This window comes from Streptomyces sp. NBC_00328, from assembly GCF_036139655.1.
Lineage (GTDB): Bacteria > Actinomycetota > Actinomycetes > Streptomycetales > Streptomycetaceae > Streptomyces.
In genome coordinates this window covers 7041621-7061108 of sequence record NZ_CP108013.1, presented here as the reverse complement: position 1 = coordinate 7061108, position 19488 = coordinate 7041621, and the positions used below count along the sequence as shown (strand labels likewise).

21 protein-coding genes are annotated in these 19488 nt (G+C 70.7%); 11 read left to right on the top strand and 10 right to left on the bottom strand.

What is annotated here, in order from left to right:
* Positions 1 to 15 precede the first annotated feature (15 nt).
* Positions 16 to 279: an antitoxin gene (locus tag OG485_RS31065; RefSeq protein ID WP_328671902.1), complete on the top strand. Its 264-nt coding sequence runs from the start codon at positions 16 to 18 to the stop codon at positions 277 to 279.
* Between the two features lie 163 nt (positions 280 to 442).
* Here OG485_RS31065 and OG485_RS31060 read toward each other — a convergent pair whose 3' ends face one another.
* From OG485_RS31060 to OG485_RS31045, 4 genes are all read right to left on the bottom strand, one after another.
* Positions 443 to 1192, bottom strand: coding sequence for a class III extradiol dioxygenase subunit B-like domain-containing protein (locus OG485_RS31060; protein ID WP_328671901.1), 750 nt, complete (start codon positions 1190 to 1192; stop codon positions 443 to 445).
* A 97-nt stretch (positions 1193 to 1289) separates the two neighbouring features.
* Positions 1290 to 2816 (bottom strand): tRNA (N6-isopentenyl adenosine(37)-C2)-methylthiotransferase MiaB, encoded by a 1527-nt coding sequence (miaB, locus tag OG485_RS31055; RefSeq protein ID WP_328671900.1) that lies wholly within the window; start codon positions 2814 to 2816, stop codon positions 1290 to 1292.
* A gap of 150 nt (positions 2817 to 2966) precedes the next feature.
* Positions 2967 to 3845, bottom strand: coding sequence for an alpha/beta hydrolase (locus OG485_RS31050; RefSeq protein WP_328671899.1), 879 nt, complete (start codon positions 3843 to 3845; stop codon positions 2967 to 2969).
* 102 nt (positions 3846 to 3947) lie between these two features.
* Positions 3948 to 4442, bottom strand: a complete 495-nt coding sequence (locus tag OG485_RS31045) for a MazG nucleotide pyrophosphohydrolase domain-containing protein (RefSeq protein WP_443048788.1) — start codon at positions 4440 to 4442, stop codon at positions 3948 to 3950.
* A gap of 81 nt (positions 4443 to 4523) precedes the next feature.
* On the opposite strand from OG485_RS31045, the gene OG485_RS31040 reads away from it, so the two are divergent.
* Positions 4524 to 5522, top strand: a complete 999-nt coding sequence (locus OG485_RS31040) for a TAXI family TRAP transporter solute-binding subunit (RefSeq protein ID WP_328671897.1) — start codon at positions 4524 to 4526, stop codon at positions 5520 to 5522.
* A gap of 37 nt (positions 5523 to 5559) precedes the next feature.
* On the opposite strand, the gene OG485_RS31035 is transcribed toward OG485_RS31040, so the two are convergent.
* On the bottom strand, positions 5560 to 6966 hold the full coding sequence (locus OG485_RS31035) for a HAMP domain-containing sensor histidine kinase (RefSeq protein ID WP_328671896.1): 1407 nt from the start codon (positions 6964 to 6966) through the stop codon (positions 5560 to 5562).
* A gap of 8 nt (positions 6967 to 6974) precedes the next feature.
* On the bottom strand, positions 6975 to 7661 hold the full coding sequence (locus tag OG485_RS31030; RefSeq protein WP_326785114.1) for a response regulator transcription factor: 687 nt from the start codon (positions 7659 to 7661) through the stop codon (positions 6975 to 6977).
* A gap of 324 nt (positions 7662 to 7985) precedes the next feature.
* Here OG485_RS31030 and OG485_RS31025 point away from each other — a divergent pair, with 324 nt between their 5' ends.
* The 8 genes from OG485_RS31025 (at position 7986) to OG485_RS30995 (ending at position 14647) form a co-directional block, all read left to right on the top strand.
* Positions 7986 to 8762: an amino acid ABC transporter ATP-binding protein gene (locus tag OG485_RS31025; RefSeq protein WP_328671895.1), complete on the top strand. Its 777-nt coding sequence runs from the start codon at positions 7986 to 7988 to the stop codon at positions 8760 to 8762.
* A gap of 121 nt (positions 8763 to 8883) precedes the next feature.
* Entirely contained in the window at positions 8884 to 9726 is an 843-nt protein-coding gene (locus tag OG485_RS31020; protein ID WP_328671894.1) for a glutamate ABC transporter substrate-binding protein, read from the top strand.
* Positions 9727 to 9904: 178 nt separating this feature from the next.
* Positions 9905 to 10570: an amino acid ABC transporter permease gene (locus OG485_RS31015; RefSeq protein ID WP_328671893.1), complete on the top strand. Its 666-nt coding sequence runs from the start codon at positions 9905 to 9907 to the stop codon at positions 10568 to 10570.
* Complete coding sequence (locus OG485_RS31010; protein WP_328671892.1) at positions 10567 to 11460, top strand: amino acid ABC transporter permease; 894 nt, start codon at positions 10567 to 10569, stop codon at positions 11458 to 11460. The genes OG485_RS31015 and OG485_RS31010 overlap by 4 nt, the downstream gene beginning before the upstream one ends.
* A gap of 185 nt (positions 11461 to 11645) precedes the next feature.
* On the top strand, positions 11646 to 13397 hold the full coding sequence (locus OG485_RS31005; protein ID WP_328671891.1) for an FAD-dependent monooxygenase: 1752 nt from the start codon (positions 11646 to 11648) through the stop codon (positions 13395 to 13397).
* A 107-nt stretch (positions 13398 to 13504) separates the two neighbouring features.
* The gene (locus OG485_RS44060; RefSeq protein WP_318722129.1) at positions 13505 to 13591 is read left to right on the top strand and encodes a putative leader peptide; all 87 of its coding nucleotides are present in this window, start codon (positions 13505 to 13507) and stop codon (positions 13589 to 13591) included.
* Between the two features lie 124 nt (positions 13592 to 13715).
* Positions 13716 to 14237, top strand: a complete 522-nt coding sequence (locus OG485_RS31000; protein WP_328674730.1) for a cysteine dioxygenase — start codon at positions 13716 to 13718, stop codon at positions 14235 to 14237.
* Positions 14234 to 14647, top strand: coding sequence for a rhodanese-like domain-containing protein (locus OG485_RS30995; protein WP_328671890.1), 414 nt, complete (start codon positions 14234 to 14236; stop codon positions 14645 to 14647). Before OG485_RS31000 ends, OG485_RS30995 begins: the two co-directional genes overlap by 4 nt.
* A gap of 43 nt (positions 14648 to 14690) precedes the next feature.
* Here the strand turns inward: OG485_RS30995 and recX are convergent, their stop codons facing one another.
* Both recX and recA read right to left on the bottom strand, forming a co-directional pair.
* The gene (gene recX, locus OG485_RS30990; RefSeq protein WP_328671889.1) at positions 14691 to 15623 is read right to left on the bottom strand and encodes a recombination regulator RecX; all 933 of its coding nucleotides are present in this window, start codon (positions 15621 to 15623) and stop codon (positions 14691 to 14693) included.
* A gap of 3 nt (positions 15624 to 15626) precedes the next feature.
* Complete coding sequence (gene recA, locus OG485_RS30985; RefSeq protein WP_261708561.1) at positions 15627 to 16751, bottom strand: recombinase RecA; 1125 nt, start codon at positions 16749 to 16751, stop codon at positions 15627 to 15629.
* Between the two features lie 391 nt (positions 16752 to 17142).
* Here recA and OG485_RS30980 point away from each other — a divergent pair, with 391 nt between their 5' ends.
* The gene (locus tag OG485_RS30980) at positions 17143 to 17919 is read left to right on the top strand and encodes a hypothetical protein (protein ID WP_328671888.1); all 777 of its coding nucleotides are present in this window, start codon (positions 17143 to 17145) and stop codon (positions 17917 to 17919) included.
* Positions 17920 to 17949: 30 nt separating this feature from the next.
* Here the strand turns inward: OG485_RS30980 and OG485_RS30975 are convergent, their stop codons facing one another.
* Positions 17950 to 19161: an AI-2E family transporter gene (locus tag OG485_RS30975; protein WP_328671887.1), complete on the bottom strand. Its 1212-nt coding sequence runs from the start codon at positions 19159 to 19161 to the stop codon at positions 17950 to 17952.
* Positions 19162 to 19232: 71 nt separating this feature from the next.
* Positions 19233 to 19427 (bottom strand): DUF3046 domain-containing protein, encoded by a 195-nt coding sequence (locus OG485_RS30970; protein WP_326785125.1) that lies wholly within the window; start codon positions 19425 to 19427, stop codon positions 19233 to 19235.
* Between the last annotated feature and the right edge of the window lie 61 nt (positions 19428 to 19488).

Genomic DNA, 19488 nt, shown 5'->3' with positions numbered 1-19488 from the left:
GAGGGAAGGCGAACCATGGGTCTGATGGACAATCTGAAAGCCAAGCTGGAGCCCGCCAAGGACAAGGTCTCCGGGCTCGCGCAACAGCACGGGCACAAGGTCGCTCACGGTCTCGACAAGGCCGCGAAGGCGGTCGACGACAAGACCAAGCACAAGTACAGCGACACGATCCGTACAGGCACGGGCAAGGCGAAGGACGCCATGGACCGCCTCGCGCACAAGGGCGGCGGCGGGGACGCGAATCCGTCGGACATGCCGACCCCGCCCCCGGCTTCCTGAACGACCCGCGCATCGGCGGACGGCCGCGAAGAGCTCAGGCTGCTTCCGGCCGTCCGCCGCGTCCGGTGACGACGTGTCGGCCGGTGCGTCCGAGGAAGCGGCGGGGAGTCCGAGGAGCACGCCCAGGCCGTCCGCCGCGTGCGGCCGGGCATCCGACCCCGGCCTACGACCAGGCCGCCACCAGGTACCCCACCCCGTAGGGAGCGTCGTCGTACAGCAGGGCGCCGCCGAGTCCCGCGCCCTCGGCCGCGCCCGCGAGGACCTGCCAGGGCGCGCGCCCCGCGGCCTTCAGCTCGTACGCCAGATCGATGTCCAGCGCCTTGAGGGCCGCGACGTCGGCCGCCCCGAGCGCCCGCGCGGCCTCCGCGTCGAAGGCCTCCGCGCGCTCGTCGAGATAGCCCGGCGCCTTGAGGGTCCTGCACGCGCTGGCGTCCCCCATCACGAGCAGGGCCACCCTCCCGGCCCGCCCGCCGATCTGCGCCCCGGTCTCGACGCACCGTTCGGCCTCCAGAGGTTCCCCGACTCCGAGCCCCTCCACCGGGGCGTCGGACCAGCCGGTGCGCTCCAGCAGCCAGGCGGCGACGGCGAGCGAGGGCGGCAGCTCACGTTCCGGTGAACCGGAACCCGCGCCGTCCGTGTCGCGGTTCGCGTCGCCGGCGTCCGGACGGCCGAGGCACACGTCGAGGTCGACCCCGAAACCGCTGAAGGAGCCGCGGGTGCCCTCCGGATGGGATCCGCGACCGCTCTTCTCGGCCGGGCCGACGACCACCAGCAGGTCGGGACGGGACGCGGCGAGCACGCCCAGCGCGTCCGTGACCGCGGCGCGCGCGGCGTCCAGCTCGGAGGCTGCTCCCGCGGCGACATCGGGGACGAGCAGCGGAGGGCAGGGGCAGACTGCGGCGGCTACAAGCATGATCCGCAGCGTATCGCCGCACACCGCCGGTCCGCTTCGGTGCGGCGGGCCCGCGCGTGGGCCGGCGCGAACGCGCCGGCCTTCGGGGCGGTCGCGGTCAGTCGCAGCCGCAGCCGCTGCCCGTGGCGACCGGAAGCGGCTCCGGGGCGCCGATCTTCGGCAGGCCCAGCATGACGCCGGCCGGCTTGGCGGTCTCGGCGGCGTTGCGCTTCTCCCAGGCGTCGCCCGCGCGCGTGCGGCGCACGTCCAGGACGGCGCCCTCGGCGAGCAGGTGGTGCGGGGCGGCGTACGTGATCTCGACGGTGATCACGTCACCGGGGCGGACCTCTTCGTCGGGCTTGGTGAAGTGGACCAGCCGGTTGTCGGGGGCACGGCCCGAGAGACGGTGGGTGGCGCCGTCCTTGCGGCCCTCGCCCTCGGCGACCATCAGCTCCAGGACGCGGCCGACCTGCTTCTTGTTCTCGTCCCAGGAGATCTCCTCCTGGAGGGCGACGAGACGCTCGTAGCGCGCCTGGACGACCTCCTTGGGGATCTGCCCCTCCATGGTGGCCGCCGGAGTACCGGGACGCTTGGAGTACTGGAACGTGAACGCCGCCGAGAAGCGGGCCTCGCGGACCGCGTGGAGGGTCTGCTCGAAGTCCTCCTCCGTCTCGCCGGGGAAGCCCACGATGATGTCGGTGGTGATCGCCGCGTGCGGGATGGCGGCCCGGACCTTCTCGATGATCCCGAGGAAGCGCTCCTGGCGGTACGAGCGGCGCATGGCCTTCAGGACGGTGTCCGATCCGGACTGCATCGGCATGTGCAGCTGCGGCATCACGTTCGGCGTCTCCGCCATGGCGGCGATCACGTCGTCGGTGAAGTCGCGCGGGTGCGGCGAGGTGAAGCGCACGCGCTCAAGGCCCTCGATCTTCCCGCAGGCGCGCAGCAGCTTGCTGAATGCCTCGCGGTCGCCGATGTCGCTGCCGTACGCGTTGACGTTCTGGCCGAGGAGGGTGATCTCGGAGACGCCCTCGCCGACCAGTGCCTCGATCTCGGCCAGGATGTCGCCGGTCCTGCGGTCCTTCTCCTTGCCGCGCAGCGCGGGGACGATGCAGAACGTGCAGGTGTTGTTGCAGCCGACGGAGATCGACACCCAGGCCGCGTACGCGCTCTCGCGACGGGTCGGCAGTGTGGAGGGGAAGGCCTCCAGGGACTCGGCGATCTCGATCTGCGCCTCTTCCTGGACGCGGGCGCGCTCCAGGAGGACGGGCAGCTTGCCGATGTTGTGCGTGCCGAAGACGACGTCCACCCAGGGCGCCCGCTTCACGATGGTGTCGCGGTCCTTCTGGGCGAGGCAGCCGCCGACGGCGATCTGCATGCCGGGGCGCTTCGTCTTCATCGGGGCGAGGCGGCCGAGGTTGCCGTAGAGCTTGTTGTCGGCGTTCTCGCGTACGGCGCAGGTGTTGAAGACGACGACGTCCGCGTCCCCGTCCGCGCCCTCGGGCGCCCGCACGTAACCGGCGCCTTCGAGGAGCCCGGAGAGCCGTTCGGAGTCGTGGACGTTCATCTGACACCCGTAGGTGCGCACTTCGTACGTCTTGGATTCCTGAACGTCCACTGCCTGACTCCGGTCGCCGCTGCTCATGGGACAAGGGTAGGCGGTGCCGGGAGTACGTCCGGACGCCGGAGCCGGGGCCACCCGTAGCCCGTCACACGACGTGCGGTTTCCGGCACCCGGCGTGCGGTCGGAGGCCTCCGGCACTCCTCCCCGCGCCCCTCCCCCCGTGTCCCTCCGTCACCCGCCCAGCGCGACGAACCGCTCGGCGACGGTCCTCGCGGCGGTTCCGAGCAGGATCGTGTAGTGGTTGGAGCCCTCGACCAGCTCGGCGGGGAGGTTCACCGGCCCGCCGGTCCAGTGTGCGACGACGGACGCCTGCAGCATCGGCGGCTCCTGGCCCAGCAGTCCGAGGGGCGCGTGCAGCAGCAGGGCCGGGACGCCCAGCCCCGTGAGGCCGGCGGCGAACAGGCCGGCGGACGTCAGCAGATCGCGCCCGTCGTGCCGCACGGCCTCCTCCCGCACCTTCGAGCGCCTGGCACCCCGGGGGCCCGTGACGTCGTAGCGCACGTACGTCTCGATGTCCGCGTTCCAGTGCGGTCCGAGCGCCGGATGGGCGCGGAAGAAGTCGACGTAGGCCGCGTCGGTCTCGTACGTCCGGCCCAGGCGGGTCAGCGCGGGTCCGAGCGTGGTGTCGAGGACGGCGTCGAGGTCCGTGCCGGGCGGGACGGGCAGCGGCAGACCGCCGTCGACGAGCAGCAGCCGGTCGAACAGCGCGGGCCGGAGCGCGGCCGCTCTCAGCGCGGTGTACGCGCCCATCGAGTGCCCGGTCAGGGCGACCGGCCGGCCGCCGCCCACGTCCTGGGCCAGACGGCACAGGTCCATGGCGTGCCGGTCGAGGCCGTACGGGCCGGGGGTGTCCGCGCTTCCGCCGCGTCCGCGCAGGTCGGGCGCGAACAGGCTCCACTCGTCGGGGAGGTGACGGGCCATGGCCTGGAAGGACATCCCGGATCCGGTGATGCCGTGTGCCGCCAGAGCGATTCGCGGCCCCCTGCCGAACCTCAGGACACGGAGGGTTCCGCCCTCCACGGGCAGGTCGAGCTCGGCCGGCTCGTTCATGCGCTCTCCTGGTCGTCGCTGTGCCCGTGCGGCCTCCCCTCAGGGCGGCCCGTTCGGTGGCGGCGGCCCGTACGGCCTCCGCCGTGGGGGGCGCCCCGGGTCCTACGCGTCCGGCGCGCTCCACCCCTGCCGCCGCAGCACCTCCGACACGTCCGGTGCCCGGTAGTGCTCGCCCTTGAGGACCTTGCCGTCGGCTCTGCGGGCGACGTGCCCGTCGGGGCCGAGCTTCGTCATGTTGGCCCGGTGGATCTCGGCGATCACCGCGTCGAGGTCGATCCCGTGGACGAGGGCCGTGCCGTACGCCACGTACACGACATCGGCGAGCTCGTGCGCCAGCCGGTCGAGCGGGCCGCCGACCGAGACCTCGGCGACCTCGGCGGCCTCCTCCGCCAGCAGCTCGCCCCGGTGTGCGGCGAGCTCCGGGGAGACCCCGGTCGGGGTGCCGCGGACATCGAGGCCGAAGGCGAGATGGAACTCACGGACCAGTGAGGCCGGGGAGGGCGGCGGCGGGACCGTGGACACGGGAGAACCGGACGGCGGGACCGAAGGCACGGGAGAGTCGGACGGCGGGACCTGCGACGGCGACGGCGACTGCATTCGGCGAGCCTACCGATCCGCCGCACCCCCTCGCGGGCCCGGCCTGGCCAGGACCGGGCCCGGGCTGGCAGGATCGCGCGCATGTTCCAGGCACTGACCCGCATCGGCCGACGACGCGCGCTGTCCGGCTCGGCGGCCGTCCTCGCGGTCGTCGGGCTGCTGCTGTGGTGGCTGCTGCCGCTGGGCGAGGAATCCCCGAGCGGGACGATCGTCTTCAGCACGGGCACCCGGACCGGGGTCTACCAGATGTACGGCAAGCTCCTCCAGGGCGCCATCGCCAAGGACATGTCACACCTGGACGTGCAGCTGAAGAGCAGCGACGGATCGCAGCAGAACGTCCGGCGCGTGGCCACGGGCGAGGCCGACTTCACCATCGCGGCGGCCGACGCCGTGGAGACGTACATCCTCCAGAACAAGCCGGGCTCGGGCCGGCTGCGCGGCTGCTCGCGGCTCTACGACGACTATGTGCACCTGGTGGTCCCGCGCTCCTCGCCCGTGCAGACCGTGGCGGACCTGAAGGGCATGAAGGTCGCCGTGGGACCGAGCGGATCCGGGGTGCGGCTGATCGCGAACCACGTGCTCGAAGCGGCGGGTCTTGACCCCGACACGGACATCAAGCCCCTCGCCGCCGGCATCGCGGACACGCCCGACCTGCTCAAGCACCACAAGATCGACGCCTTCTTCTGGTCGGGCGGCCTGCCGACGAACGCCGTTCTGGAGCTCTCCAAGACCTACGATGTCCGGCTGGTGCCGATCGGCAGCGACCTCGTCGAGAAGCTGCACGAGCAGGGCGGCGCCTCCCGCTACTACCGGTCCGCGGTGATGCCCGCCGACGCCTATCCCGAGGCGCAGCGCGGCTCCTCCGTGCAGACGCTGGCCGTGGCCAACTTCCTGATCACCCGGGAGGACGCTGACCCGAAGCTCACCGAGGAGCTCACCCGCACGGTGATCGCCAACCGCGACCGCATCGGCGACGTGGTGCACGCGGCCCAGCTCGTGGACCTGCGCACGGCGATCTACACGGACCCGCTGCCGCTGCACGAGGGCGCGCGCCGCTACTACCGGTCGATCAAGCCGTAGCGGCGCCCCCACCGGTGGGGGCGCGCCAGGGGATCTCTCAGGCCACCGGCTCCGACCTGGGCACCGTCACCGTCACCCGCAGGCCGTGCGGTTCGTGACGGCCGTACGCGATGGAGCCGCCGCCCGCGGCGAGCAGGGCCCGGGAGATGGAGAGGCCGAGGCCCGAGCCCTTGATGTTCTGATGGGCCGCGCTGCGCCAGAAGCGGTCGCCTATGCGCGCCAGGTCCTCGTCGCCGAGGCCGGGGCCGCCGTCGGTGACCACGACGGTCGAGGACGCGCCGTTCGACGCGACGGTCACCTCGACGCACTCCCCCTCGGGCGTGAACTTGACCGCGTTGTCGATCACCGCGTCCAGGGCGCTGGACAGCGTGATGGGGTCGGCCCACGCGGTCGTGGGCGGGCAGTTCCCCGCCAGCCGTACGCCCCTGCTGTCGGCGACCGGTTGCCAGGACGCCACGCGCTCGGCGGCCAGCGCGCCGATGTCGGTCAGGCGCGTATCGGCCTCGGCGTGCTCGGCGAGTGCCAGGTCGAGCAGGTCGTCGAGCACCTGGGTGAGGCGCTTGCCCTCGGTTCGGACCGACGCGATCTCCTCGTTGTCCTCGGGGAGTTCGAGGGCGAGCAGCTCGATCCGCAGGAGCAACGCCGAGAGCGGGTTGCGCAGTTGGTGCGAGGCGTCGGCGACAAAGGCACGCTGCTGTTCCAGCACGCTCTCGACGTTGTCGGCCATCTCGTTGAACGACCGTGCCAGACGCTGGAGTTCGGGCGGTCCGCCGGCGGGCGCGACCCGGGACTTCAGACGGCCGGTCGCGATGTCGTGGGTGGTGGCGTCGAGAACGCGTACGGGTCTGAGCACCCAGCCGGTGAGGCGCAGCGCGGCACCGAGCGCGAGGAGCATCGCGGCGATCTCGCCCGCGCCGATGATCAGCCAGCCGTGCAGGGTCTTGGAACGCATCTGCCCGGTGGGCGAGTCGGTGACGACGACGGCGATGACGTCGCCGTCCCTGATGACCGGGGAGGCGACGACGAGACGGTGGTGCTGCCAGGGCCAGACCTGTTCGGGGTCGTGGCTGCGGCGGCTGACGAGCGCCTCCCTGAAGGCGTCGCGGGCCGCTCCGGCCTTGGGCAGGAGCCAGCTCGCCGGCGCGTTGGCCATCGGCTCGTCGTCGCGGTAGAAGACGCCGACCCGGATGCCGTACACCTCGCGGTAGCGGGTGAGTTCGGCGCGCAGGGTCTCGCCGCGCTCGTCCGGGAAGCCGGCCCGGGAACGGCTCGGGTAGTCGGTGACGTACTGGGCGAGGGCCGCGAAGCGCGCGGTGTCGTCGATGCGGTCGACGACCACGCGCTGCTGCTGCGCCGCGGCGACGCTCGCCGCGAGCGGGACGCCGAGCGCGAGCAGCACGGCCGCCATCAGGACGATGAGCAGCGGCAGCAGGCGGGTACGCACCGTGCCCGCTACGCGGCCGGGGCGACGAGCCGGTACCCGACGCCTCGTACGGTCTCGATCAGCGCCGGCATGCGCAGCTTGGAGCGCAGCGACGCCACGTGCACCTCCAGCGTGCGGCCGGTTCCTTCCCAGCTCGTGCGCCACACCTCGCTGATGATCTGCTCCCGGCGGAACACCACCCCGGGGCGCTGGGCCAGCAGCGCGAGCAGGTCGAACTCCTTGCGGGTCAGCTGGACCGTCGAACCGTCCACGGTGACCTGGCGGTTGGGGAGTTCGATGCGTACGGGGCCGAGCAGCACCATGGTCTCGCCGGAAGCCGACACGTCGTCGTGGGCGCTGCGCCGGCTGACGGCGTGGATCCGGGCGAGCAGTTCCCCGGTGTCGTAGGGCTTCACGACGTAGTCGTCGGCGCCGAGGTTGAGGCCGTGGATGCGGGACCGTACGTCCGCGCGCGCGGTGACCATGATCACCGGCGTGGCGGTCCGCTTGCGGATCTTGCCGCAGACCTCGTAGCCGTCCTGGTCGGGCAGTCCCAGGTCGAGCAGGACTACGCCGAAGCCGTCACTCTCCGGGACGAGGGCCTGAAGGGCCTCCTCGCCGCTTCGGGCATGCGTGACCTCGAAGCCGTGCCGTGCCAGCACCGCGGACAGGGCGGCGGCGACATGGTTGTCGTCCTCTACGAGGAGCAGTCTCATTCCGGCCCCCTCCGGTTCATCGGTCGTACCCGTTTCGTCGGTCGTACGGTCTCGGGTCTCATCGGTCGAACGGTCCTTTTCAAGAACGTCGGTGCACGCGCGCGTGCACCAAGGAAGTCACGCCGATGGACAAGGACGGCGTCAAGGGGCTTCGGGTTGCCCGGGGCTTCCGTTACCCAGCCGGTACGCGCGTCCGTACGACTGCTACGACACGTGTCCGATTGCTACCGGATCGTGATGCTCAAGTTCCCCTCAGATGTAATGACGCTGGTCGTGAGGGGTTACTACTGTCCTCCGAAACGAGGAGGACGGAGCCCAAAAGCGATGACCGAAGCATCGGCGGCCGAGGACGCCATGGCCGGGACCGACGAACTGGTCGTCCTGAAGAGCGTCAACAAGCACTTCGGCGCGTTGCACGTGCTCCAGGACATCGACCTGACGATCACGCGTGGCGAGGTCGTCGTGGTCATCGGGCCCTCCGGGTCCGGGAAGTCCACCCTGTGCCGCACCATCAACCGTCTGGAGACGATCGATTCGGGTGACATCTCGATCGACGGCAAGCCGCTGCCCCAGGAGGGCAAGGCGCTCGCCCGGCTCCGCGCCGATGTGGGCATGGTCTTCCAGTCCTTCAACCTCTTCGCGCACAAGACCGTGCTCGAGAACGTGATGCTGGGGCAGATCAAGGTCCGCAGGACCGGCAAGCAGGCGGCGGAGGAGAAGGCGCGCGCCCTGCTCGACCGCGTCGGCGTCAGCACGCAAGCGGACAAGTACCCGGCACAGCTGTCGGGCGGCCAGCAGCAACGCGTCGCCATCGCACGGGCGTTGGCGATGGACCCGAAGGTCATGCTGTTCGACGAGCCGACCTCGGCGCTGGACCCCGAGATGATCAACGAGGTCCTCGAGGTCATGCAGCAGCTCGCCCGGGACGGCATGACCATGATCGTCGTCACCCATGAGATGGGCTTCGCCCGTTCGGCTGCCAACCGGGTCGTCTTCATGGCCGCCGGCCGCATCGTCGAAGAGGCTGTGCCGGACCAGTTCTTCAGCAATCCGCGCAGCGACCGTGCCAAGGACTTCCTCTCGAAGATCCTGCATCACTGATGTCTCCGCGCCGGGAGACCGCCTCCCCCTGCGGGGAGACCACGTCCCGGTCCACGGGGACCCCGCACGTCACCCGCCCGTCGACGGACCGTACTTCGCCCTGACTCAAAGGATGTTCACCATGAAGCTCCGCAAGGCAGCCGCCGCCTCGGCCGCCGTACTCGCGCTCGCCGCGACCGCCACCGCGTGCGGTTCGAGCGACAAGGACGACAGCGGGTCCTCGTCCTCGGGCGGCGGCAAGATCAAGGTCGGCATCAAGTACGACCAGCCCGGTCTCGGCCTGAAGCAGCCCGACGGCTCCTTCGCCGGTTTCGACGTGGACGTCGCGACCTACGTGGCCAAGGAACTCGGCTACAAGCCCAGCCAGATCGAGTTCATCGAGACCAAGAGCGCCGACCGCGAGAACGCGCTCGCCCGCGGCGACGTGAAGTTCATCGCGGCCACCTACTCGATCACCGACGAGCGCAAGCAGAAGGTCGACTTCGCGGGCCCGTACCTGCTGGCCCACCAGGACCTGCTGGTCAAGACCGACTCGAACATCTCCAAGGGCACGGACCTCAACGGCAAGAAGCTCTGCTCCGTGACCGGTTCGACCTCGGCGCAGAACATCCACGACACCATCGCCCCGAAGGCCAACCTGAAGGAGTACAGCGGCTACTCGGAGTGCATCGCCGCCCTGCAGAGCGGTGCCGTGGACGCGGTGACCACCGACGACTCGATCCTCGCGGGCTTCGCCGCGCAGGACAAGTACAAGGGCCAGTTCAAGCTCGCCGGCCTCAAGCTGAGCAACGAGAACTACGGCATCGGCGTCAAGAAGGGCGATGCCGAGCTGGAGAAGAAGATCAACACCGCGCTGGAGAAGATGGTCAGCGACGGCGCCTGGAAGCAGGCGGTCGACAAGAACTTCGGCCCCGCGAAGTACAAGAACGAGCAGGCCCCGAAGATCGGCGTCATCGTCAAGTAGCGCGGACACCGCCCGGTGACACGGGCACCGCGAGAAACGCAGAGACCTCGGACGACGCGGGAATCCGCGGTTCACACGGGGTTGCGCAGGTGTGCCGCCGTCCGTCGCGATCACGGCGGCGGCATGCCGCGCCCGCCCAGTCCGCCACGTACGCCACCACCCGGAAGCGCGGGAGATCGTGTTCGACTTTCTTCAAGGTTATGACGTCCTGGGGGCGTTCTGGACGACGGTGAAGCTCACCGTCCTCTCCGCCATCGGTTCCCTGGTCCTGGGCACCCTGCTGGCCGCGATGCGGGTCAGCCCCGTCCCACTCATGCGCGGTTTCGGCACGGCCTACGTGAACATCGTCCGGAACATCCCCCTGACGGTCATCATCGTGTTCAGTTCGCTCGGCCTCGCGGACATCTTCGGTGTGACGATGGGCACCGACGACTTCAAGGTCCAGGGTTTCCGGCTCGCGGTGCTCAGTCTCGTCGGCTACCACGCGGCCTTCGTCTGCGAGGCGCTGCGCTCCGGCATCAACACCGTGCCGGTCGGACAGGCCGAGGCTGCCCGCGCGATCGGGCTCAGCTTCAGCCAGACCCTGAGGCTCGTCGTGCTGCCGCAGGCGTTCCGTTCCGTCATCATCCCGCTGGCCAACGTGCTGATCGCGCTGACCAAGAACACGACCGTGGCCGCCGCCATCGGCGTGGCCGAGGCCGCGAACCTGATGAAGACGATGATCGAGAACGAGGCCCAGACGGTCCTCATCGCCGCGGTCTTCGCCTTCGGCTTCGTGGTCCTGACCCTCCCCACCGGCCTCTTCCTCGGCTGGCTGGGCAAGCGACTGGCGGTAAAGCGATGACCTCCGTCCTCTACGACGCCCCCGGCCCCCGCGCCAAGCGCCGCAACGTGGTCCTCTCGGTGCTCTTCGTCGTCCTGCTCGGACTGCTCCTGTGGTGGATCTGGCTGGTGATGGACGACAAGGGCCAGCTCAAGTGGGACCTGTGGGAGCCGTTCACCACGGCCGACGCCTGGAACACGTATCTGCTTCCGGGTCTTTGGGCCACGCTGAAGGCCGCCGCGCTCAGCATGGTGATCGCCCTTCCCCTGGGCGCCGCCCTCGGTATCGCGCGTCTGTCCGACCACCGCTGGGTGCGGGTTCCCGTGGGCGCCGTGGTCGAGTTCTTCCGGTCCATCCCGGTCCTGCTGCTCATGCTGTTCGCGAACGAGCTCTACGCCAAGTCCGCGAACGTCGCGAGCGAGGACCGTCCGTTCTACGCGGTCGTCACCGGTCTGGTGCTCTACAACTCCGCGGTCCTCGCCGAGGTCGTACGGGCGGGCATCCTCGCGCTCCCCAGAGGACAGACGGAGGCCGCGTACGCGATCGGGCTGCGCAAGGGCCAGACGATGACGAGCATCCTGCTGCCGCAGTCGGTCACCGTGATGCTCCCGGCGATCGTCAGCCAGCTCGTCGTCATCGTGAAGGACACCGCGCTGGGCGGTGTGATGATCGGCTACGCGGAACTCCTCAACGCACGCAGCACCCTCGCGGCCAACTACGCGAACGTCGTCCCGAGCTTCATCGTGGTCGCCGTCATCTTCATCGTGGTGAACTTCGCGATCACCAGTTTCGCCTCCTGGCTGGAGGGGCGACTGCGCCGCGGCAAGAAGTCGACCGGCGCGGTGCTCTCGCCGAACGACGCGACCATCGCCGGTACGACGGCCACGGGTGCTGGTGAGGGCGCGATCTGACGAATCGTCCGAACATCAGTCGATCAGTGTGACCGAAGGGGTCAGTGACGTGACCGCCACTGACCCCGTCACTTGACGCAAGCAGCGGCAATGGGTTGCATACGTTCTGTGATCGTGCACCCTGCTCCACCTGCCTGTTCCCGTACGTCCCTCAGGACACAGCTCCGTGCAGGGGGCACCGCGCCGTGGACCCGGTGATCATCGTCGGAGCTGGGCCCGTGGGGCTCACGCTGGCCCTTGCGCTGGCTCGCCAGGAAGTCCCCTCCGTGGTCCTCGACGAGGGACCGGGCAAGGACGAACAGCGGCTCGCGCGGACCGTGGTGCTGCGCGAGGACACGGTCGCGCTGGTCGAACGGCTGACAGGACTGCCTCTCGACGACGCCGGTTTCCGTTGGGCCGGATGGCGGTCGATGCGGCGCAGGCAGGTGATGCGCGAGATCGCGTTCGACGGGAAGGTTCCCGGGAGCACGAAGGGCGCCGCCGATCCTCTCGGCGCCGGGACCGCGTGGGGCGACGATCCTCGGGGGATCGGCGCCCCGCGCGGCACCGGCCCGTCCCGGGGTGCGGAAAGCATCGCGGACGGTGAGGAGTTCAGCGCCCCCCTGCACATCGCCCAGCACGCGCTGACCGGCGCCCTGCGCGAGGCCATCATCCACGAGCGGCTCATCAAGGTCGCCGTGAACAGCCGCCTCGACTCCGTCGAACAGGACACCTCCGGCGTCACGGCGCACACCCGGGGATCCAACGGCACCTGGTGGCGCGGCAGTTACCTGGTCGGCTGCGACGGACCGCGCTCGACGGTGCGCAAGCTCCAGGACATCCGCTTCCCCGGGCGCACGGCCGTCGAACGCCACGCCGTGGCGGCCCTGCGCACGGAACTCCCCTGGCCCGGGGAGGCGTTGCTGCACCGGATGACGCCGTGGCGCAGCTCCGGCCCCTCGGCCGGCGAGGTGAGCGCACGTCCGCTCGCCGAGGACGTCTGGCGTCTCGACTGGCTGCTGCCACCGGGCAAGGACCTCGTCACGCCCGACCTGCTGGTGGCCCGCATCCGGGAGACCCTCGGGGGCTGGAGCGGCGGCGCCACACCCGCCTACGAACTGCTCGACACCGGAGTCCACACCGTCCACCACCGGCTGGCCCGCCGCTGGCGCGCCGGCCGGGTCTTCCTCGCCGGGGACGCGGCCCATCTGCTCGGCGCCCTCGGTACCCAGGGCCTGGACGAGGGGCTGCGGGACGCCGACAACCTCGCCTGGAAGCTGGCGCTCACCTGGCACCACGGCCCGCACCCCGCACTCCTCGACAGCTACCAGACGGAACGGCGCGCGGTGGTCGCCGCCCGGCTGCGCGCCGCCGACCAGGCGCTGCCCCTGCTGCGCAGCGGCGGCGGTCTGCGCGCCTACGTCCCCGGGTCCGCCCGCGGCCACGACGCCCTGCTCACGGACGGCCACCTGGGTCGCGGCCCGCTGGGCGCGCCGGGGGCGTACGCCCACTCTCCTCTCATGCCTCCGCCCGCCGAGTCGCACGCCCCTGTCGACACCGAGCCCGGTGCTCCGGTCGTCGATGTCCGGGTGACCGCGGAGGACGGTTCGTTCGTACCGCTGCGGGAACGGCTCGGACGCGGGGTCCTGCTCGTCGTGCTGATCGCTCCGGGTACGGGGGTGTGGGCGCGCAAGCACTGGGTGACGGCCGGCGTCATGCCCCGGCTCGCCGCCGCCGTGACCGCGCTGCCGCACCCCGCCGAACTGCTCGTCGCGGAGAGCTACCCCGGCGCGGCGGCACACACCGTGCTGCTGGTCCGCCCCGACGGACACCTGGTCACCGCGCTCAGCGGGGTCCGGCCGGCCGACCTGTACGAGGCGGCCGAGGCGACCCTCGGGGGACCGGCGGCCCAGGCGGACGCGGAGAGCGCCGCGGAGGCGACCGCGGGCAGGAGATGAACGCCCCGTGACCGTCCGGCCCGGGGTTTCCCCGTTCTTCGGGCCTCCATGGTCCACATAGTGACGGTGAGTTGACCGGCCCCCGCCGCCATGGTCTACTCCGGATCGTGACCGACACCTGTGTGCGCCTGTGGCGGAGGGTCCATATGGACCTCGTCCGCTATGCGGGCTGCGTGTGTCGCCCGTCCTTCTGACTTCGCATCCTCATCTCCCGCGCGCCGCCGCCGTGCCGCCGCGCGCTTCTCGCGAACTCTCAGGACGGTCCGAGTGTCTGTACCACCCCCTGCCTCCACGTCTGCCTCGGCAGCCGCCGCCTCCGTGCCCTCCGCCGTCTCCGGCGCACCCCATACCCCCACGCAGGCCGACCTGCTGGCCTTCGTACGCCGTACGGCAGCCGACGCCGAGCTGATCGCCTCGCTCCCCCTCGACCCCGAGGGCCGTACCTGGGTGCGGCTCGAAGGCCCCGGCGGCAGTGAGGCCTGGCTCATCGGCTGGCCGCCCGGCACCGGAACCGGCTGGCACGACCACGCCGAATCTGTGGGCGCCTTCCTCACCGCGCGGGGCGAACTCAAAGAGAACTCCCTCGCCGCCCGGCTGCCCGCCGACGGCTGGAAGACCCTGGAACTCGCCGAGGACATCGACCGGCAGCGGAAACTGCCGGCGGGCACCGGCCGCGGCTTCGGGCGCCATCACGTGCACGAGGTACTGAACGAGTCCGCCGAGGAGCACGCGATCTCGGTCCACGCCTACTACCCGCCGCTCCCGCAGATCCGCCGCTACAGCCGTACGGGCCCGGTCCTGCGCCTGGAGCATGTCGAACGTCCGGAGGACTGGCAGTGAGTGACACCCGGCAGCCCGTCGGTATCGACACCTTGCTGGAGCAGGTCCGCGCGGGCCTGGACCGGGTGGAGGCCGAGGAGGCCTACGAGGCCGTGCGGAGTGGCGAAGCACTACTGGTCGACACCCGGTACGCCGCCCTGCGGGAACGGGACGGCCTGATCCCCGGCGCCCTCGTCATCGAGCGCAACGAACTGGAGTGGCGGCTCGACCCCACGGGCAGTCACCGCGCCCCGGAGGCCACGAGCCATGACCTGCGGGTCGTGCTGTTCTGCAACGAGGGGTACGCCTCCAGCCTGGCTGCCGAGTCCCTGCGCCGGCTCGGACTGCACAGGGCCACCGATCTGATCGGCGGCTTCCAGGCGTGGAAGAGCGCGGGCCTTCCGGTGACGGCCACCGGCACGGGGAGCTGACAGCGCTCCTCGCGGACGGGCGCCCGTGGGATCAGAAGGGGGATCAGAATCCCTCGTCCCCGAGCCCTTCCGTGTCCTCGCCCTCTTCCTCCAGCGCCTGGCGGACCACGCGCAGGGCCATGCCCTGGGAGTAGCCCTTGCGGGCGAGCATGCCGGCGAGGCGTCTCAGCCGCTTGTCGCGGTCCAGTCCGCGGGTGGAGCGCAGCTTGCGCGCGACCAGCTCGCGCGCGGTCGCCTCCTCCTGCTCGGAGTCGAGCTGTCCGACGGCTTCGTCGATCAGCGTCGATTCCACGCCCTTGGTCCGCAGTTCCTGGACGAGCGCCCGCCGGGCCAGCCCCCGGCCATGGTGCCGGGACTCGACCCAGGCGTCCGCGAAGGCGCTGTCGTTGATCAGCCCGACCTCCTCGAACCGTGACAGCACCTCGTCCGCCACCTCGTCCGGGATCTCGCGCTTGCGCAACGCGTCCGCCAGTTGCTTGCGCGTGCGCGGGGTCCCGGTGAGCAGGCGCAGACAGATCGCTCGCGCCCGCTCAGCCGGGTCCCCCGGGGACTCCCCCTTCTCGGCCCTCGACGAGGTGGGGGTGTCTCCGTCCCGCGGGTCGCCGGCCGGCTCACCGAAACCGCCGCGCCGTCGACGACCCCTTCCACCACGCGGTCCGCCGTCGGCGCGTCCACCGCGCCGGGAGACCGCGTCCGCCGAGCCGTGACCGCGCGGCAGGCCGTCACCGTGCCGTGCGTCACCGCCCGTCGGACCTCCGCCGTCCGGATCCCGTTCGTCCGGAGCGACGCCGTAGAAACCGTCGGCTTCGTGGAACCCGCCGTCGGTGCCGTACGGATGGCCTCCGTACCCCCCAGCACCGCCGTACGGCCTGTCACCGTCTCCGGCCGGACCGCCGTCACCCCCGCCGTACCCCTGCCCCGGCTCTTCGGGGGTGAGGGGATAGGCGTACTCGGCCCAGTCGGTTCGTCGTGTCATGGACTAGCTCTTTGCCGCCGTGGCCCTGGCCTTGGTGGTCTTGGCGGCCGGAGCGGGCACCGTCTTCGCGGCGTCGTCCGGGGCAGCCGAGACCGCCGCGTCCGCGCCCGGCTCGGCGGTGGGCGCCACGGGCTTCACCCCGACGCCCAGCTTCTCCAGGATCTTCTTCTCGATCTCGTTGGCGAGATCGGGGTTGTCCTTCAGGAAGTTGCGCGCGTTCTCCTTGCCCTGGCCGAGCTGGTCGCCCTCGTACGTGTACCAGGCGCCGGCCTTGCGGACGAAGCCGTGCTCGACACCCATGTCGATCAGGCCGCCCTCGCGGCTGATGCCCTGCCCGTAGAGGATGTCGAACTCGGCCTGCTTGAAGGGCGGCGCGACCTTGTTCTTGACGACCTTGACGCGCGTGCGGTTGCCGACCGCGTCCGTGCCGTCCTTCAGCGTCTCGATGCGGCGGATGTCGAGTCGCACCGAGGCGTAGAACTTCAGCGCCCGGCCACCCGTGGTGGTCTCCGGGGAGCCGAACATCACGCCGATCTTCTCGCGGAGCTGGTTGATGAAGATCGCGGTGGTCTGGGACTGGCTCAGCGCGCCGGTGATCTTGCGGAGCGCCTGGCTCATCAGACGGGCCTGCAGACCCACGTGCGAGTCGCCCATCTCGCCCTCGATCTCGGCCCGCGGCACCAGGGCGGCGACGGAGTCGATGACGATGAGGTCGAGCGCACCGGAGCGGACCAGCATGTCCACGATCTCCAGGGCCTGCTCGCCGTTGTCCGGCTGCGACAGGATCAGGTTGTCGATGTCGACGCCGAGCTTCTTCGCGTACTCGGGGTCGAGGGCGTGCTCGGCGTCGATGAACGCCACCTGGCCGCCGGCCTTCTGCGCGTTCGCCACCGCGTGCAGGGTCAGGGTCGTCTTACCGGAGGACTCCGGGCCGTACACCTCCACCACTCGGCCGCGCGGCAGGCCGCCGACACCGAGGGCGACGTCGAGCGCGGTCGACCCGGTGGGGATGACCTCGATGGGCTCATTCGGCCGCTCGCCCAGGCGCATCACTGCACCCTTGCCGAACTGCCGTTCAATCTGCGCGAGCGCGGCGTCGAGCGCCTTCTCGCGGTCGGTTCCTGCCATGGGTTCCACCCGGTTTGCTTGAGTCGATCGCTTCACGTCAAAGACGCTAACGCCTGCCACTGACAATGCGCCCCGACGCCCGTCCAGCCTGTGGATAACTCGGGCACATCCCTGTCGAAACCATGCCGAATCACCCGTCGAAAGCTTCGCCGGAACCTCCATAAGAATGGATGTTCGATTTTCGTGTCAAGCGCATCACGCGACTCTTCCGAGACTACGTTCGCGCTCCGGCAACGACCGAGGATCGCGCGGTTCCGGACCCCGGCACCCGTCCCGGCGCATCTCCGGAACCCGCCTACCCGCCCCGGACCGGCCCTACTCCCCGGGGCGTAGGGCCGGCGCCTTCGGCCGTACGACGACACCGCCGGCCCCGCCCGGCAGGCTGTGGGCCATGCCGACGACGACCCTTGCACCGACACCTCCGAAGCCCTCGCTCCGGCCGGCAGAGCGGCTCTGCCGGGTGACGGGCGCCCTGCTCGTCCTCTCCGGCTTGCTGCATCTGCTGGTCTTCGCCGTCGACGGCGGTCCGTGGGACGGCCCCGTCTCCTGGCGCAAGCCCGTCACCTTCGGGCTCTCCTTCGGCCTGACCCTGATCGCGATCACCTGGGTCACGTCGTACGTGCGGATGGAGGCGAGGCGGCGCACCGCGCTGCTCGTCGTGTTCGCCGCGGACTGCGTGCTGGAGGTCGGCGGGATCACCCTGCAGGCGTGGCGCCGGGTTCCCTCGCATCTCGACATGGAGACCGGCTTCGACACGGCGGTGTCCATGATGCTCGCGGTGGGCGGCGGGATTCTGGTCGTGGTGCTGACCGCGTTCGCGGTCGCCTCGTTCCGTGACCGGCCCACGGGGCCCGCGGGCATGCCGCTCGCCGTGCGCTCGGGGTTCGCGATCCTGCTCGTCGCGCTGGCCTCGGGCGCCGTGATGATCGCGCGTGGGGTCGTCCTCACCAGGACCGGCCACCAGGAGGCCGCGTACCACTCGACGGCTCCGCTCAAGCCGCTGCACGGAGTGAGCCTGCACGCCGTCCTGGTGCTGCCCGCGCTGGCCTGGCTGCTCTCCCGCACCGGCTGGAGCGACGAGGTCCGGCGGCGGACCGTGCGGGGAGCGGTCGCCCTCTACACGGCGGCCGTCGTGGCCGCCGGTGTCCAGGCGGTCCTCACCTGGTGAACGTCACCACCGGCCGGGCCACCGCGAACGTCACCGGCCGAGCCGCCGCCGCACGCCCGCGAGGATGCCTGCCGAGCCGCGGGTGCGGTGCCCGTGCACCCGCGGGTCGTCCGTGACGTCGTAGCGCTTCACGTACGCCCCCAGGAACGCCTGCAGGGTGGCGACGGCGGGGATGGCGATCAGCGCGCCCACGGCCCCGAGGAGCGCGGTGCCCGCGATCACGGACCCGAAGGCGACCGCGGGGTGGATGTCCACCGTCCTGGAGGTCAGCTTGGGCTGGAGCACGTAGTTCTCGAACTGCTGGTAGACCACGACGAAGACGAGCACCCACAGCGCGTACCAGGGGTCGATCGTGAAGGCGATCAGCATCGGCAGGGCGCCCGCGAGATAGGTGCCGATGGTCGGGATGAACTGCGAGACCAGACCGACCCACACACCGAGCACCGGCGCGTAGGGCACGCCCAGCGCCTCCAGCAGGATGTAGTGCGCGACGCCCGAGATCAGCGCCATCAGGCCGCGTGAGTACAGGTAGCCGCCGGTCTTGTCGACGGCTATCTCCCAGGCACGCAGCACCTCGGCCTGCCGGGCCGGCGGCAGCACCGAGCACAGCGCGCGCCGCAGCCGGGGTCCGTCGGCGGCGAAGTAGAACGAGAACAGGGCGACCGTCAGCAGCTGGAAGAGGCCGCCGAGCACCTGTCCGGACACGTCCAGGACGCCGGTGGCGCTGTTCTGCACGTACTTGCGCAGCCAGTCGGAGTGGAGCAGGCCCTCCTGGATGTCGACCCGTCTGAGGTCGGTGTGGAAGTGCGTGTTGATCCAGTTGATGACCGAGTCGAGGTAGTCGGGGAAGCCCTCGATCATCTTGATGATCTGGCCCGCGAGCATCGAGCCGAGCAGGGTGACGAACCCGGCGATCATGATCAACGATCCCAGGAAGACAAGGAAGGTGGCCAGCCCCCTGCGCATGCCCCGTGAGGCCATCCAGCTGACCGCGGGCTCGATCGCGAGCGCGAGGAAGAACGAGATCAGGATGTTGATCAGCAGGTTGGTGAGCTGGTGGAACGCCCAACTGCCGAGCTGGAACACGGCGACGAGCGCGAGGGCGAGCACCATGGCGCGGGGCAGCCAGCGCGGCATGCGCGCGCCCTGCCCGGCGGCGTCGGCGCCCGGCGGACCGGGCGGCGTCGTGCCGAGCGGTGATGACTGCTGATCGACCTGCGTGTTCTCATCTGTCGGGGCCACCCGCCAAGTCTGGCCCACGCCACCGACACCGGATCCACGTCCCCCCGGTCTTTCCCGGTCCTGGGCTCCGTTCAGTGGTTCTCGTGCGGAACGTTCATGTTCGCGCACACCACGCGCCACACGTCCTTGGCCTCCCAGCCCGCGTCCAGCGCCTCGTGGACGGTGCGCCCGCCGAGTTCCGTCATCACATGATCGCGCGCGAACGTCTCGGCGGTGCCCGCGCCGAAGTGATCAGCCATTCGCTGCCAGAAGACCGTCAACCGCATGACTCCAGTATCCCGCCCCTGAGAGTGGGCCCGAGCCGGGACCGCGTGCCGAGACCGCTTT